Raw genomic sequence first — 14,152 nt, 5'->3', positions numbered from 1 at the left:
CAGTTTAAAAGGCGTGTTTATAGGGAAAGAGACCGAAGATTCCGCCGGTGTGAACAAACACCACATCCCTGGGCGCAAACGCTCGTTGGCGCAGTTGCTCCAGCATGCCAAAATAGGCTTTACCGGTATAGACTGGATCGAGCATCAAGCCAGAAGATTGGGCCGCCTCGGCAATGGCCTGTGTTACCTCAGGGTAGACAAGAGCGTAGCCCGGCCCGATATAATCATCCACCACGGTAAAATTTTCGGGCATCTTGAGTCCGCAACCCGGATAGCGCTCCATCGCCGCAGAGACATCCTCATACACGCGCTGACGGAAATATTCGGCGCTATCGCACACGGCGATACCCAATACCTCTGCCGTGGGTAAAAAAGCCGATAGCCCGGCAGCCAATCCCGCCAAAGTGCCTCCAGAGCCCGCCGCACACACGACCAGTGGCTGCTTAATCTGGCACCGCTGGAAGTCCTCTGCCAGTTCTTTTGCTGCAGCTACATAGCCCCACAAGCCAACGGCATCGCTGGCACCGGTAGGGATAACATAGGGCTTGCCTCCGCTGGCTAACACTTGCTGGACCTGATGCGCCAACAGCTCGGGCAGCTTTTTGCGATACTCGCGCTCGCTGAAACACGCAATCTGCGCACCAGCCAACTGGCCGAGCAGTAAATTCCCATCATATACCTGCTCCGGCTCGCCCCGAAGCACCAACCGGCAATTCAGCCCCCAGGCTGCAGCAATCAAAGCCGTTGCCCGACAGTGGTTAGACTGTAAACCACCACAGGTAATTAAAGTGTCGGCACCCTGCGAGAGAGCTTCGCTAAGGACAAACTCCAACTTACGAACCTTATTGCCGCTCAGGGCGCAGCCGGTAAGATCATCCCTTTTACACCACAGACGGTAGGGGTCGACATCACCGCGTTCGAGCCGATCAAGCGGCGTCGGCGTTTGTGCCAGCGCGATCTTGGGAGGAAAGCTTAAAGGAGACATCCAGAACTCCACCAGTAACGGTTTTTTGCCATTATAGGTGGAGTCAGGAAAGGGAGAACAGACCTTAGATAGACTTGATAGTGCCTTTAGGCAAAACGGCGTGCACGGCTACTTTCTGAAACTTGAGCTCTATATTGTTGCCGGTTTCCAGAACAATGTAGTTTTCATCCACTTTTACGACCTTGCCCAGCATACCGCTGGTGAGCAATACCTCGTCACCTTTTTGCAGCGCAGACACCAAGTTTTGATGCTCTTTTTGACGCTTGCGCTGAGGGCGGATAATCAACAGGTACATGAACAGGAACAAACCACCGAACATCAACAAATTGATGTACATTGGCGCCCCTTGAGGCGCGGCTTGGCTCTGGGCCATCGCCGTCTCGAAGAAAAATCCCATGAAAAAACCTCGTCACTTTACAAAGGCGTAACTCTACCTTCTTTAGTAACTTCAGGCAATCGGGTTGAAGCCTAAGGTGTTGCTCAGGCGTAATCGCGAAACAGTTTGCGAAATACGCTGGGGGAGAGATTCGTCCAGCGCTTAAAAGCGTTGGTAAAACTTGTCCTGTCAGAAAAATCCAGCGCTGTCGAAACCGCGTCGACGCTCATATGCTCATCAATCAGGTACTTGATGGCGTAATGAAAGCGCAGGCTGTCCCGCAACTGGGCAAAGCTGGAGTCCTGCTGCTGCAAACGGCGCTGCAAGGTGCGTTTTGACAGATTGAGATCTTCGGCGATGTGCTCAATGGCCATGGGGGAGTGACCTACCCGCTTTTGCAGAGCCTCGATCACTCTACCTGATACACCCTCAACCTCCGGCAGGCGGGCGAGAACCACATATTCGTGATAGGAGCGAATACCGGAACGCGCAAAGCCGTCCGCATCCGTAACTTGGGGACCTAATCGCTGCAACTGAATCATGGGGCTCTCCTTGTGCCAAGCTGGATGGTATTTAACCAAAGTAGCCAAGCGTCATATTTGGCGTTTAAAAAATATATCGCTAAGCAGGAGCAATGACAATGCGCATTGGCGCATAATTCAAGAATTCTTTTTGAGCAAATTCCCACTCAATAGAATCTCCTGCTATATAGCCCGACAGTCGAGCAACCCGCCCGACTGCTAAGTTGGATTATAGGCCAAATGGCGGATTATTTTTAACGCCCTGTCGGCTTTCTCTACTTTTTTTGCAGCTGGTCACAGTTTAACTGCCAACCAAAAACAAAAATCATTGTAAAGCAATGAGTTAGAGACCATTTCTCACCCAGATCTGAACACTTTGTGCTCTAGCCAAACTGACTTTTCAGCCAGTCGAGGGCATCCTGATCGTGTGATTTGGTCTTCACTTTATCGAAGATATGGCGCAGGCGTCCCTCTTTATCGATAAAGAATGAGGTTCTCAAGACACCCATAAACTCGCGCCCCATAAATTTTTTAAGCCCCCAAGCGCCATACTTATCTGCAACGGCGTGGTCCTCGTCACTAAGCAGGTCGAAATTGAGCTCGTGCTTTTCCTCAAATTTCGCCAGCCTGGCAACGGGGTCTGGACTGATTGCGAGAACCACGGTGTCCAGCGCTTCGAACTCGGCCCGGGTGTCGCGAATGCCACAGGCCTGGGTGGTACATCCCGGCGTCATGGCTTTAGGGTAAAAGTACACCAGTACATTTTTTTTACCGCGAAAATCCTTCAGGGCCACCTTCTCATCACGTTGGTTTTTCAAGGTAAACACCGGGGCCAGGTTGCCCACTTTAGGAAAGCTCATAGTTACTCCCGATTGGTTTGTGAATCATCGTCGCGCAAGAGTGCAAACAAAGCTGACTTTTCTTCGTTGGTCACCGATTGATCCGCTGTCAATTTTTCCCGAGCCGTACTGACGCGGTTGCGACCTGCGGCTTTGGCCGAGTAGAGTTCAGCATCAGCAGCATCGATTAACCGGCTGGGGGTACAGGTTTGCGAAGCGACAAACCCCGCGACACCAAGGCTCATTGTCACCTGCAGGGGCTGGCCAGCCTCGTCCCCCAACATTAAAGACTCGACCGCCGCTCGGATACGTTCAGCCACTTTACTCGCCTGCCCCAACGGCGTGCCGGGTAGGATCACGGCGAACTCTTCACCGCCGTAGCGACAGGCGATATCCAGCTTGCGCAACTGCCGGTCAACGGTGCCGGCAACCGATTGCAACAACCGGTTACCCATTTCGTGTCCGTGGGTATCGTTAAATCGCTTGAAGTGGTCGATATCGCCAATGACCAGCGCCAGAGGCTGGCCGCTGCGCCTGACCCTCTCCATTTCATGGTTGAGGGTCTCATTGAAATGCCGAAAGTTAAACAACCCGGTTAAGGCGTCGGTACGCGCCTGCTCGGTCAACTGCTCAACCTCTTGCCGAAGCTGCAGCAGCTCACTTTGATAGCGGCAGTCCTCGCCAGCAACGCGACAGACCGATGAATCCCCGGTGCGCTCCACCATGGCCGCAATTAATCCCGATAGAGCTTGAGCAAATCGGTGTAGTGGTCAATTCGCCTGTCGCGCAGAAAAGGCCAAATACGACGGACATCTTCAGAGCGCCGCCGATCAAGGCCCACTACCGCCACCTCTTCCTCTTCGCCCAGCACCTTAAGAAATTCGCCTTGCGGCCCGGCGACAAAGGAATGGCCCCAAAAGTCAATGCCGTCACCCCCTTCGGGGTCCGACTCATGGCCAACACGATTCACACTCACAACCGGCAGACCATTGGCCACGGCGTGAGAGCGTTGAATCGTGACCCAGGCATCGCGCTGACGCTGCTTTTCATCAGCTTCATCGGCAGGCGCCCAGCCGATCGCAGTGGGGTAAATCAGCAGTTCGGCACCAGCCATGGCCATCAAGCGCGCCGCTTCGGGAAACCACTGATCCCAACACACAAGCACCCCAAGACGCCCCACTGATGTATTGAGGGGCGTAAAGCCCAGATCCCCCGGAGTAAAGTAAAACTTCTCGTAGAAGCCGGGGTCATCGGGTATGTGCATTTTGCGGTATATGCCAGCGATTTCACCGTCCGTCTCAATAACTACGGCGGTGTTATGATAAAGCCCGGTCGCGCGCTTTTCGAACAAGGAAGCAACAATAACAATACCCAACTCGCGGGCAAGGGCTCCCAAGCGCTCGCTGCTCGGGCCGGGAATCGTCTCCGCCAAGTCAAACTCTTCAACGCGCTCTCGCTGGCAAAAGTAAAGCCCGCGATGCAGCTCCTGTAACACCACCAACTGCGCCCCTTGGGCCGCGGCTTTGCGAATTCCGGCCACACTGGCATCGAGGTTGGCGCTAAGGTCAGCAGAACAGCAGTGCTGAACCATACCTACTGATATTTTACTCAAAAGCTGATCACCCCCTCAGGTAATTGCATAGTGATACAGTGCAGGCTGCCGTGCTGCTCAATCAGGGCCAGGCAGTCAATGCCAATAACCTCATAACCCGGAAAGGCACTACCAATCACACTTAGCGCTTCGGCGTCTTTGTCGTCGCGATAGACAGGCACCAGCACCGACCCGTTCACAATCAAAAAATTAGCATAGGTGGCCGGTAGACGCTCCCCATCGCCTCCGAATACCGCCTTTGGCCAGGGTAAGCGAAAGCGATGATAGGGCTGCCCATCGGCGTTGGTCATGCCCACAAGCTGCTGCTCCATACGCTGAAACTCCAGATAATGATCATCCGCAGGATCATCGCAACCGACATAGACCAAGCCCTGGCCAGGCGTCAGACGGGCGAGCGTATCGATATGGCTGTCGGTGTCATCGCCCTCTAAGTAGCCGTAATCGAGCCAATTTATTTTTTTAACACCCAGTCGCTGCTGCAGCTCTTGTTCAATGGCCTCACGGCTCAGCTCCGGGTTACGGTTTTTATTGAGCAGGCAGGAAGCCGTGGTTAACAAGGTGCCTTCTTCATCGATCTCAACGGCGCCACCTTCCAAAACCAATGGACAGGATTCAACCGGCACTGCAAAGGCGCCGGCAGCGGCGAGCGTTGAAGTGATTTGATTGTCTTGCGCACTAGAGAATTTGTTGCCCCAGCCATTAAAGGTAAAGTCGAGAAGCTTCAGGCCCGTAGTTCCGCGAACAGTCAGCGGGCCATGATCCCTGGCCCAAGTATCGTCTGAGGCCACATCGAAAAGTTTGTAGCGATCGGCCGTCACAGCCACCGCGGCCAGAGCTTGCTCGATGCCAGCATGAGCCGTTTCGGGGGCAGCGATCAGCAGCTTTGCCCGCCCGGAAATCGCCGCGGCGAGCTCTTGGTAAACTCGGGTGACATCATCCAACAGAGGCTGCCAATCGGTCTGGGCGTGCGGCCAGGTTAATAGCACCGCTGACTGGTCAGCCCATTCGGGCAAAAGTGTTGCTTGCGACATGAGGTGTCTTTCCTTTGCATACCTGGCCTTTGCGCACCAGAGCTTAACGGCCGATCACAAGCCGAATGTTAAAGGGAATAGGTCGCAGGAACAATCGTCTGTGCGTCTAGTGGCGGGATTCTACGGCCGGTAAAACTACCCTGCCCTCACCACTGTCCATTTTTTCGGCGGCGGCTTTCCGCTCTGGTTTGGCTCCAGCCCAGACAATGGCGCTCAAGGCTTTGTGCGAAATTGCCTCTGTGCCTGTCTCATCGGTAACAGCCACATCAACATAGTACTTGCCAGGCTCGTCCGCAATCACCGACACACTGAGCGGCAGCTTAGCGTCGCCAGTCTGAATCTGGTAACGTAACGCACCCTCACTAAGCCGCAAACCGTCACCCAGACGAACAACGACCGATATCTGTCCTGGCCTCAGGCTAGAGCTCAGAGTCAAGTCGATGGGCGCCGCCAGGCCAACCGGGATCTGCTGCTGTGGCTTTTCGAGAAGAACCCCCAGAGATGGCTTGCCGATAGCAGAAGCCTTGGATTTATCGGCCACCTTGGGAGACGTCATACCGAGCGGCTCTTGTTTTGTGTCTTTGCTGTCACTGCAGGCCACGGCAAAAATCGCCATCAAAACAACACACAGCCGTAATGCATTTGGTATAACCATGGTTTCTAGACTCTCCTCACAGAACCGGTTCCAGAGTAACATCGAAGCAAGTTGGCACACTCACTTGGTCGTACTCGGTGTAATCGTACAGAGACACTAGGTACTCAGCCCCCTGATTTAAAAAGAAGGTATTTGTCTCACGATCCTCCTCAACCGACTCTCCGATTGAGACATAGACTCCGCGCGTGCTCACGATAAAGTCGGGGTCGGTAACCCGGGAAGCAGGGGCCGATGCACGCTCAACCGTCAACCGATATTCCCCCGGTGAATCGAAGTGCACTTTCAAAAATTTCCAAACCCCAAGCTTGTTGTAATACCCATTCACTTGAGTGCTGCAGACGTTCACCACACTGCCGTCGCCTTGGATATCACCGTATATGGGCAAAACTCCCTGGGTATCTCCATCATTGGTTTCCAGCGCGCCAAACGGATCCGTTGAGTTAATGTCCTGTGCGGTGTAGAGCGGCTCAAAAGCCGCATAATTGGCAGGGGCCAGAGACTGCAACCGGTCGGCAAAGGTGAACACGCTTAAATGCGCATCCACATTTGCGTAGCTGGTGTGAGTAAGCACCTCGTAAATTGCGTTGAAACCACCACTCGTAATGGCGAAATTGTACAATATCGACTGCACCGAACTTTCACTAAACCAGCCCGGGTTTGAAATATTAGCAGAGGCGATATCAAAACCACCTGCTGCCCTCTGGCCAAAACCAGATGTATCGATGTAGTCAGGATCATCCAGGACGTATGCCGCAATGGCATTGGCAAAGCCCTCGGAAAACGCCACTCTAAGATCCAGCTTATCGCTTTGACCATGAGAGCCTCCGATTGAGTCCTGGCGATCGACCAGCTTGTCTTCGAGATAGTGGCTCCACTCGTGAGCAATCACATGCCGGTCATATTCATCCGTATCGGTATCTTCATCACCGAGAATATAGAGGTTCGAAGCAAAATAGAAACTGGTGCCGATCTCACCTTCAGCGAGCGAGCCCTCCGCGGGTTGATTGAGCGGGGACCAGCGAAAATTGGACACCGGTAGCGACAGCTGAGGGTCGACCTCGAGTAACTGCAACAAGACGCCGTAGGTGGTGTCGAGAATGGCAAAGGGGGCCGCGGCTCGGGGCTGCGAGTAACCGCTGCCGGCCCAACCGGAAGCGGCGCGCAGGTTACGTGTGGAGTCCGTCTCCCCGCTGCTGGCAAGTCCACCCTCTAGAACATAGAGCGCATTCCCACTGGTGTTGTCTTCGACTCTAAGGTGCCAGCTCGGGTTGCCTGAGCGAAACGACCGGGCCTCAACCTGAACCTTGACCTGGATATTGGCTTCCACCTCAAACCGGTATTCGCCATTGATTCCAGAGTCCGTGGTTTGCAATATCTGGCCATTACTGCCCAGCAAATTGACGACGGCCCCGCGGATGGGCCGCGCCTCGGTGGCATCGTAATCTAGCCCACTAATGGTGACCGGCACGAAGTCATAGCTCAGCGTACCCGATAAAATCACGCTATCGGGCCCAGCACTGGCGCTGGAGGAGGACACCGAACTGGATGAGGACGTTGTGCTAGAAGACGAGATACTGCTCTGAGAAGAGGCACTTGAGCTACTTGAGGCAGGGTCACTGCTGGCGCTCGATGAGCTGCTTGATGTACTCGAGACCGCCACTGAGCTGGTACCCGATCCACCTCCGCCGCAGCCAGATAGGATCAGAACCAGAGCCACCAGCCCGCTTTTTAGACCTGTTGTCGTCACTTTAAAAACCGCCATCCGACTTTCCTTAAAAGCTCAACGCCATCTTCTGTTATTAGCACGGTGTGCGTCTGTGAGCCACCCAACTTAACGCTTGATTATCGCACAGATTTTCCTTTGGGAATGGGCCCTCTGTTGGAAAACAGCGGTTCGGTGGTAAAGTGGGCCCTAATGTAGAGTAGAGCGCTGGCCGGAGATCCGTGTGTTTCGATTAATCCCTGTACTTGTGCTTGTCGCCCTGGTGATCTTTGGTATCTCCTGGCTGCGTAAGCTACCACCAGGACACAAGCGCCGCGCTGTGCTCAGAATCCTGTTTGTGATGTTACTGGGAACACTGGTGTTTTTGGTGGTCACCGGACGAATCCACTGGGTCGGTGCCGTCTTGGGCGCTCTCCTGCCCTTTATCAAAACTCTGGCCGGGCTCGCCATGCAGTTCTTGCCCTTCTGGCAAAAGCACCGTCAATCCTCAAGCAACCCCAACAGCGGCAATGGGCGAGCCAGCAGTGGCCCTATGAGCCTGGACGATGCCTTAGACACACTGGGGCTGGGAGCGCGCTATCGGGAAGGGACGCTGACTCGAGAAGATGTCAGCGAGGCCCACCGCAGGCTAATGCAAAAAGTGCATCCCGACCGGGGCGGCAACGATTATCTGGCCGCGCGCGTCAACGAGGCCAAGGACTGCCTGCTCAAGCACCTCAAACCTTAGGTTTTCGCAAAAGCAAGTGAATGTAGCGCCCGAGATCCCGGTACGGAGCCTGCCTGGATAGCGACACTTCGAGCTCAATCACTTGTTCCGGCTCACGCTGGCGCAGTGCCGGGTCGAGAATATAATCGTAGAAGACCCTGATGCCACTGTGACAAATTGGCGTTAACAGCAGCTGATCACACCAGTGCACCACCTGCTCTGGGTCAAGGGGGTTGATCGGCGTTAGGCTGCCACGAAACGCCCGGTAATCCGACTGCACTATCTTACGGTAATTTGTGCGCAGCAAATTTTTGTACACCAGCGCGTGGCGGTTATAGAAAATCAGCGACAAGTAGCCGCCCGGCTGCACCCGTTGCGCCACACTGGCCAGCAGCGCTTGCGGCTCGACCACCCACTCAAGCACGGCATGACAGATCACCAGATCAAACTGCTCCTCGCCGGGCAGAGTTTGTACCGGCCCTTGAATCAGCTCAACCCTGTCCAGCGCACCGGCGGACTCGGCCCTAAGTTTGGCCTTCTCCAGCATTTTCTCTGACAAATCGCAGAGTAGCAACTGGTGACCGGCGGCGGCAAACGGGATGGAAAACTGGCCCTGCCCACCACCGGCATCAAAAATGCGGAAGGTTTTGTCGGGAGTCAGAGGCACAAAGGGTGCAATGGGCAAAAAATCGGCAAAATCGCGATTCAGCACCGCCAACCTGATCGCACCTTTCAAACCACCGTAAATATTGCGATCGAAGCGCTCGGCCAAATCATCAAAATTGCGATCAGTGTCGACAGATTGTTTTGGCATGATGTCTCTCTTCGGGCGTTGAGCCCCAAAGAGCTGTCTTAACGCCTGTTAACACGAATTGCATACAGCCTGTTGCGCGAAAAACACCTCGCTGAGCGCGCCGGGCGCAGGTATTATAATCCCATGTGGTTTACTTACATCATCGAATGCGACAACGGCCGCTTATACACCGGTATCACTACCGACATCAACAGGCGCTGGCAGGAGCATTGCAGCGGCACCCGAGGTGCACGCTTTTTTCGCACTTGCCGACCGGAGCGGCTTGTCTGGCTGGAAACGTTCAGTGATCGGGCTCAAGCAAGCCAGCGCGAAGCAGGCATTAAAAAAATGACCCGCGCGCAAAAGCTCGCTTTACTTCAGCAACCCTGCTCTCTGCCACTGCCGGCGCTGGTCCCTATCCATGAGCAGTGACAAGCGTGAATTGTGCCCAGAGTGCGATAGGCCGCCCGCTCGCTGCCTATGCCCTTATATCCTGGCCACGGCCAATCGCATCCCTCTGGTGATCCTGCAGCACCCCAGTGAGCAAAAACACCCAAAGAATACCGCTGGGCTGTTGTGCCGTTCGCTACAGCACTGCCGTATCATCACAGGCGAAGTTTTCAGCCATGAGTGCCTGGCAGACATACTGCCAGACGCCGCCCTGCTTTACCCGGCCGGCAGCATCGGGCAGGTCGGGGCCGCACCGCCACCCAGCCGCCTGATCGTCGTGGATGCTACCTGGCGCAAAAGCCGCAAAATGCTATATCTGAATCAAGCCCTGGCCGCGCTACCGCGGGTGAGCCTTGTCCCTGCAATTCCGTCGCGCTATCAAGTACGCAGCGCCAGTCAAGCACACCAGCTTTCCACATTGGAGGCAAGTTGTTACGCTTTGCAGCAACTGGAAAACGAGCCCAAGCGCTATCTGCCATTACTCGGCGCCTTTGATCAATATATGACCCACCTGGCCAGCTTTGACCCCTATCGTCGGGCGGCCACAGAATCGAGAGATGTATGAGCACTAAAGCACACCCGGAGTTTGAACTTGAGCGCAGCGCCCGACTGGAATCACTGAATTTGGCAATTGAGCAGTACCATCACAAAGCCACCGGGGCCATGCACATCCACCTGGCCTGCGACAATAGCGAAAATGTTTTTCTGGTGGCATTGCGCACCGTGCCGCAGGACTCCACGGGCGTAGCGCACATTCTCGAGCACACCGCCCTGTGCGGCAGCCAAAAATATCCGGTGCGCGACCCGTTTTTTATGATGACACGACGCTCGCTCAACACCTTTATGAATGCCTTTACCAGCTCAGACTGGACCGCCTATCCTTTTGCCAGTCAAAACCGGAAAGATTTCGCCAATCTCTTGGATGTCTATCTGGACGCAGTTTTCTTCGCCACTTTAGACCCTCTGGATTTTGCCCAGGAGGGACACCGTCTCGAGTTTGCCGAAAGCGGCAACCCGGACTCGCCTCTGGTTTATAAGGGTGTCGTCTACAACGAAATGAAAGGCGCTATGAGCTCGGTGCCGGCACAATTGTGGCAAAAGCTTTCCAGCCACCTTTTTCCCACCAGCACCTACCACTACAACAGCGGCGGCGACCCAGAGCACATCCCGGATCTAAGCTATCAGGGGCTCACCGAGTTTTACCGGCGCCACTACCATCCGAGCAATGCCATCTTTATGACGTATGGCGACATTCCGGCAGTAGAGCATCAACAGCACTTTCACCAGCAAGCACTGCACGCCTTTGAGAGGCTCGATGCTCAGATTGCCGTCCGGCCGGAAAAGCGTTTGCACAGCCCCATCAGAGTTGAAGACAGCTACCCGCTGGAAGCCGAAGACGGAGAAGACACCCACAGCAAAACCCATGTGGTCGTCGGCTGGTTGCTGGGCAAAGCGACCGACCTGGACGCGGCACTCGAGGCCCACCTGCTCGCCAGCGTGCTGCTCGACAACAGCGCCTCGCCGCTGCTCAAAGCGCTTGAACAAACAGAGCTCGGCCAGTCGCCATCGCCACTGTGTGGTCTGGAAGACAGCCAGTACGAGATGAGTTTTGTCTGCGGCCTGGAGGGTTGCGAGGCGGGGGCCACTCAAGCGGTGGAAGCGCTGATCCTCTCCACGTTGCAGCAAGTGGCCGAGCACGGTGTCGCCGCCGAGCAAGTCGAATCCTCCCTGCACCAACTGGAGCTTTCTCAGCGGGAAGTGGGCGGCGACGGCCTGCCCTACGGCCTACAATTAGTCATGACCGCTCTCACCGCCGCCACTCACCGGGGCGACCCCATCGCCCAGCTGGATCTGGAAAGCGCTCTGAAAAGCCTGCGGCAAAGAGTCGCTGACCCCGAATTTATCCAGCGCAGTGTTCGCCGCTTACTGCTGGAGAACACCCACAGGGTCACCCTGACCCTGCGACCCGACGCGCAAATGAGCAAGCGGGCGGCCGCCGCCGAGAGGGCCAGACTGGCCGACATTCATAGCGCCCTCGACGAGACTCAAAAGCAACAACTGATTGAGCAGGCGAGCCAGCTGATTTCCAGGCAAGAGCAAAAAGATGACGACAGCCTGCTGCCCAAAGTTACCCTCACCGACATTCCCAAGCAAATGACGTACGCTGCCGGCAGCCGGGAGACGCTGGGGCATTATCCACTGCGCTGCTATGGTGCTGGCACCAATGGCCTGGTTTATCAGCAGCTGGTCATCAAAATGCCCCAGCTGAGCGAGCGGCAGCAGCACCTGCTGGGCCTTTACAGCCTGTGTCTCACCGAGACCGGCCACGGTCAACTGGATTACCTACAGGCGCAACAGCTACAGGCCCAAACGGTCGGTTCACTCAGCGCCCGGGCGAGTATCCGGGGCAATGGTGAAGACCCGCAGAGCGCCGACGGCTACCTGATCCTCTCGGCCAAGGCGCTGGCACGCAATACCGCCAGCTGCGCCGCTCTGATTCGCGCCACCTTTGAAACTGCCCGGTTTGACGAGCTCGGCCGCATTCGCGAGCTGGTGGCCCAGCAGCGCGCGCGACGCGAGCAATCCGTTACCGGCAGTGGCCACGCCTTGGCCATGAGCGCGGCGACCGCTGGCATGTCGCCCTCTGCCCTGCTCTCCCACGAACTCGGCGGACTGGCCGGCATTGCGCGACTGATTGACATCGATAACGCGAACCGTGAAAACACCCAGGCCTTTGCCGATGAGCTGGCCGAACTGCACCAGTTGATGCTCCAGGCCCCGCGACAACTGTTGCTGGTAGGTGAACAGGAACAACTGGATCACTACCGCGCCAGCTTGGCCGAGCACTGGCAGGGCCCTGCCAGCGGCGAGATCCCGCCCCTGAGCCTCGCCCCGGTCGACAAGCGAGTGAAAGAAGCCTGGCTAACCAACACCCAAGTCAATTTTTGCGCCAAGGCCTACCCCACAGTGGCCTCGGATCATCCGGACGCCGCCGCGCTTACGGTACTGGCCGGCGTGCTCAGAAATGGCTTTTTGCACCGCAGCATTCGCGAACAGGGTGGCGCCTACGGTGGCGGCGCCAGCCAGGATAATAACAGTGGCGCCTTTCGCTTTTATTCGTACCGGGACCCGCGGCTCGCAGAAACCCTACAAGACTTTGACGCGGCGCTGGACTGGGTGCAGCGCGAAACCATCGGCGCCGATGAGATCGAGCAGTCCATACTGGGAGTAGTCAGCAGCATCGACAAACCGGCCTCCCCTGCCGGCGAGGCCAAGCAGACGTTTCAGGCCGAGCTGTTCGGCCGCACCAAGGAAAAGCGAGAGGCGTTCCGCCAGCGGCTGCTCACGGTGAGCGAGGCCGACATCAAGCGTGTCGCTGCCGAGTACCTGCGCCCGGAGCGCGCGAGTGTGGCGGTGATCGCCCCGGCCGACCAACGCCAGGCGGTTGAGCAGCTAGGGCTAACCTTGAAAAAGCTGTAAACTTCGATTCGTGCCTGCACGGGCGTGCTAATCTATAAAAACGCCGGTCCGCTGAGGCGACAGGTTATAACACAGGTAAAGTCATCGCCCGGCCCCGTGTCCGGGCAGAGGTTGACCATCAGGATGAACAAGCCAGCTATGCAGGTTCTGGAATCGAGCTCCCTGACCAATCCAGGGCGCAAGCGCAGCAACAATGAGGATTGCTTCCTCAGCCTGCCCGAGCACGGCCTGTGGATGGTAGCGGATGGCATGGGCGGCCACGAAGCGGGTGAAGTCGCCAGCGCCATCGTCCGTGAAACCTTCGACAAATCCCCCGGCAAAGCCCTGCCCGGACTGATTCAGGAGGCTCACCGGGCCGTGCTCAAGGCGGCCGAGCAAGGGGTGGGCGCCCAGGGCATGGGGTCGACCGTTGTGGCCATACGGCACCGGCGCGACCACTACGATGTTGCCTGGGTCGGTGACAGCCGCGCCTACGCCTACTCCCGTGGCGGAGAGCTTGAACAACTCACCACCGATCACTCCTACGTGCAAATGCTGCTTGAGAGCGGCGCAATTGAGCCAGCAGACGCCGAGAATCACCCTGACAAGAACATCATTACTCAGTGCCTCGGCTCCCAGGAGCTGGATGAAGTGCGCGTTGATACCGTGACTCGCCCCTGGCACCAGGGGCAATGGTTATTGCTGTGCAGCGATGGTTTGACCGACGAGCTCAGCGGCAGAGACATCGAGCACATTCTCAGGCAGTGTCGCACCCCGGCCGAGGCCACCCGCGAGCTGGTCGCCGAGGCCCTCAAAGCTGGCGGCAGAGACAATGTGACCGTGCAGGTGATCGCCGCGCCAACTCAGCGCCGAGCCCTGCTGCCCGCCCTGTCGCACTGGGTGCCTGTTTTTACCCACAGCCGCCGGCTGGATGGGGTGATTTACGCTACGGCTCTGTTTGCGCTTGTGGCACTGCTCTACTGGATTTTTCGCTAAGCCACC

General features: G+C 56.5%; 15 protein-coding genes. 5 read left to right on the top strand and 10 right to left on the bottom strand.

What is annotated here, in order from left to right:
* Positions 1-4: 4 nt before the first annotated feature.
* The 9 genes from QWI16_RS08845 to QWI16_RS08805 form a co-directional block, all read right to left on the bottom strand.
* Positions 5-985, bottom strand: coding sequence for a 1-aminocyclopropane-1-carboxylate deaminase/D-cysteine desulfhydrase (locus QWI16_RS08845; RefSeq protein WP_302712444.1), 981 nt, complete (start codon positions 983-985; stop codon positions 5-7).
* Between the two features lie 64 nt (positions 986-1,049).
* Complete coding sequence (gene yajC, locus QWI16_RS08840; RefSeq protein ID WP_302712443.1) at positions 1,050-1,382, bottom strand: preprotein translocase subunit YajC; 333 nt, start codon at positions 1,380-1,382, stop codon at positions 1,050-1,052.
* Positions 1,383-1,465: 83 nt separating this feature from the next.
* A complete protein-coding gene (locus QWI16_RS08835) occupies positions 1,466-1,903 on the bottom strand; it encodes a helix-turn-helix domain-containing protein (RefSeq protein WP_302712442.1) in 438 nt (145 codons plus the stop codon).
* A gap of 362 nt (positions 1,904-2,265) precedes the next feature.
* Positions 2,266-2,742, bottom strand: a complete 477-nt coding sequence (gene bcp / locus QWI16_RS08830; RefSeq protein WP_302712441.1) for a thioredoxin-dependent thiol peroxidase — start codon at positions 2,740-2,742, stop codon at positions 2,266-2,268.
* A 2-nt stretch (positions 2,743-2,744) separates the two neighbouring features.
* On the bottom strand, positions 2,745-3,446 hold the full coding sequence (locus QWI16_RS08825; protein WP_302712440.1) for a GGDEF domain-containing protein: 702 nt from the start codon (positions 3,444-3,446) through the stop codon (positions 2,745-2,747).
* A gap of 8 nt (positions 3,447-3,454) precedes the next feature.
* Positions 3,455-4,312, bottom strand: a complete 858-nt coding sequence (locus QWI16_RS08820; protein ID WP_302713164.1) for a carbon-nitrogen hydrolase — start codon at positions 4,310-4,312, stop codon at positions 3,455-3,457.
* A 17-nt stretch (positions 4,313-4,329) separates the two neighbouring features.
* Positions 4,330-5,364, bottom strand: coding sequence for an agmatine deiminase family protein (locus QWI16_RS08815; RefSeq protein WP_302712439.1), 1,035 nt, complete (start codon positions 5,362-5,364; stop codon positions 4,330-4,332).
* Positions 5,365-5,470: 106 nt separating this feature from the next.
* The gene (locus tag QWI16_RS08810; RefSeq protein ID WP_302712438.1) at positions 5,471-5,920 is read right to left on the bottom strand and encodes a hypothetical protein; all 450 of its coding nucleotides are present in this window, start codon (positions 5,918-5,920) and stop codon (positions 5,471-5,473) included.
* Positions 5,921-6,035: 115 nt separating this feature from the next.
* Positions 6,036-7,781, bottom strand: a complete 1,746-nt coding sequence (locus tag QWI16_RS08805; RefSeq protein ID WP_302712437.1) for a hypothetical protein — start codon at positions 7,779-7,781, stop codon at positions 6,036-6,038.
* Positions 7,782-7,965: 184 nt separating this feature from the next.
* On the opposite strand from QWI16_RS08805, the gene QWI16_RS08800 reads away from it, so the two are divergent.
* Positions 7,966-8,469, top strand: coding sequence for a J domain-containing protein (locus QWI16_RS08800; RefSeq protein WP_302712435.1), 504 nt, complete (start codon positions 7,966-7,968; stop codon positions 8,467-8,469).
* Here QWI16_RS08800 and QWI16_RS08795 read toward each other — a convergent pair.
* Positions 8,459-9,262 carry a methyltransferase domain-containing protein gene (locus QWI16_RS08795; RefSeq protein ID WP_302712433.1) on the bottom strand — a complete coding sequence of 268 codons (804 nt, stop codon included), beginning with the start codon at positions 9,260-9,262 and terminating at the stop codon, positions 8,459-8,461. The genes QWI16_RS08800 and QWI16_RS08795 overlap by 11 nt on opposite strands.
* A 123-nt stretch (positions 9,263-9,385) precedes the next feature.
* Here QWI16_RS08795 and QWI16_RS08790 point away from each other — a divergent pair, with 123 nt between their 5' ends.
* From QWI16_RS08790 to QWI16_RS08775, 4 genes are all read left to right on the top strand, one after another.
* On the top strand, positions 9,386-9,673 hold the full coding sequence (locus tag QWI16_RS08790; protein ID WP_302712432.1) for a GIY-YIG nuclease family protein: 288 nt from the start codon (positions 9,386-9,388) through the stop codon (positions 9,671-9,673).
* Positions 9,663-10,256 (top strand): tRNA-uridine aminocarboxypropyltransferase, encoded by a 594-nt coding sequence (locus tag QWI16_RS08785; protein ID WP_302712431.1) that lies wholly within the window; start codon positions 9,663-9,665, stop codon positions 10,254-10,256. Before QWI16_RS08790 ends, QWI16_RS08785 begins: the two co-directional genes overlap by 11 nt.
* The gene (locus QWI16_RS08780) at positions 10,253-13,171 is read left to right on the top strand and encodes an insulinase family protein (protein WP_302712430.1); all 2,919 of its coding nucleotides are present in this window, start codon (positions 10,253-10,255) and stop codon (positions 13,169-13,171) included. Before QWI16_RS08785 ends, QWI16_RS08780 begins: the two co-directional genes overlap by 4 nt.
* Positions 13,172-13,294: 123 nt before the next feature.
* Positions 13,295-14,146, top strand: coding sequence for a PP2C family protein-serine/threonine phosphatase (locus tag QWI16_RS08775; RefSeq protein WP_302712429.1), 852 nt, complete (start codon positions 13,295-13,297; stop codon positions 14,144-14,146).
* Positions 14,147-14,152: the final 6 nt, after the last annotated feature.

Origin of the sequence: Gilvimarinus algae, from assembly GCF_030518215.1 — a bacterium.
GTDB classification, from domain to species: Bacteria; Pseudomonadota; Gammaproteobacteria; order Pseudomonadales; family Cellvibrionaceae; genus Gilvimarinus; species Gilvimarinus algae.
The sequence above is the reverse complement of the archived record's forward strand: the minus strand, read 5'-3'. Positions and strand labels throughout refer to the sequence as shown.

Bases quoted from the DNA above. Each gene is read 5' to 3' on its own strand.
- yajC (WP_302712443.1), bottom strand. From the start codon at position 1,382: ATGGGATTTTTCTTCGAGACGGCGATGGCCCAGAGCCAAGCCGCGCCT.
- QWI16_RS08785 (WP_302712431.1), top strand. From the start codon at position 9,663: ATGAGCAGTGACAAGCGTGAATTGTGCCCAGAGTGCGATAGGCCGCCC.
- QWI16_RS08820 (WP_302713164.1), bottom strand. From the start codon at position 4,312: ATGGTTCAGCACTGCTGTTCTGCTGACCTTAGCGCCAACCTCGATGCC.
- QWI16_RS08845 (WP_302712444.1), bottom strand. From the start codon at position 985: ATGTCTCCTTTAAGCTTTCCTCCCAAGATCGCGCTGGCACAAACGCCG.
- QWI16_RS08780 (WP_302712430.1), top strand. From the start codon at position 10,253: ATGAGCACTAAAGCACACCCGGAGTTTGAACTTGAGCGCAGCGCCCGA.
- QWI16_RS08810 (WP_302712438.1), bottom strand. From the start codon at position 5,920: ATGACGTCTCCCAAGGTGGCCGATAAATCCAAGGCTTCTGCTATCGGC.
- QWI16_RS08815 (WP_302712439.1), bottom strand. From the start codon at position 5,364: ATGTCGCAAGCAACACTTTTGCCCGAATGGGCTGACCAGTCAGCGGTG.
- QWI16_RS08805 (WP_302712437.1), bottom strand. From the start codon at position 7,781: ATGGCGGTTTTTAAAGTGACGACAACAGGTCTAAAAAGCGGGCTGGTG.
- QWI16_RS08795 (WP_302712433.1), bottom strand. From the start codon at position 9,262: ATGCCAAAACAATCTGTCGACACTGATCGCAATTTTGATGATTTGGCC.
- QWI16_RS08835 (WP_302712442.1), bottom strand. From the start codon at position 1,903: ATGATTCAGTTGCAGCGATTAGGTCCCCAAGTTACGGATGCGGACGGC.
- QWI16_RS08825 (WP_302712440.1), bottom strand. From the start codon at position 3,446: ATGGTGGAGCGCACCGGGGATTCATCGGTCTGTCGCGTTGCTGGCGAG.
- QWI16_RS08790 (WP_302712432.1), top strand. From the start codon at position 9,386: ATGTGGTTTACTTACATCATCGAATGCGACAACGGCCGCTTATACACC.
- bcp (WP_302712441.1), bottom strand. From the start codon at position 2,742: ATGAGCTTTCCTAAAGTGGGCAACCTGGCCCCGGTGTTTACCTTGAAA.
- QWI16_RS08775 (WP_302712429.1), top strand. From the start codon at position 13,295: ATGAACAAGCCAGCTATGCAGGTTCTGGAATCGAGCTCCCTGACCAAT.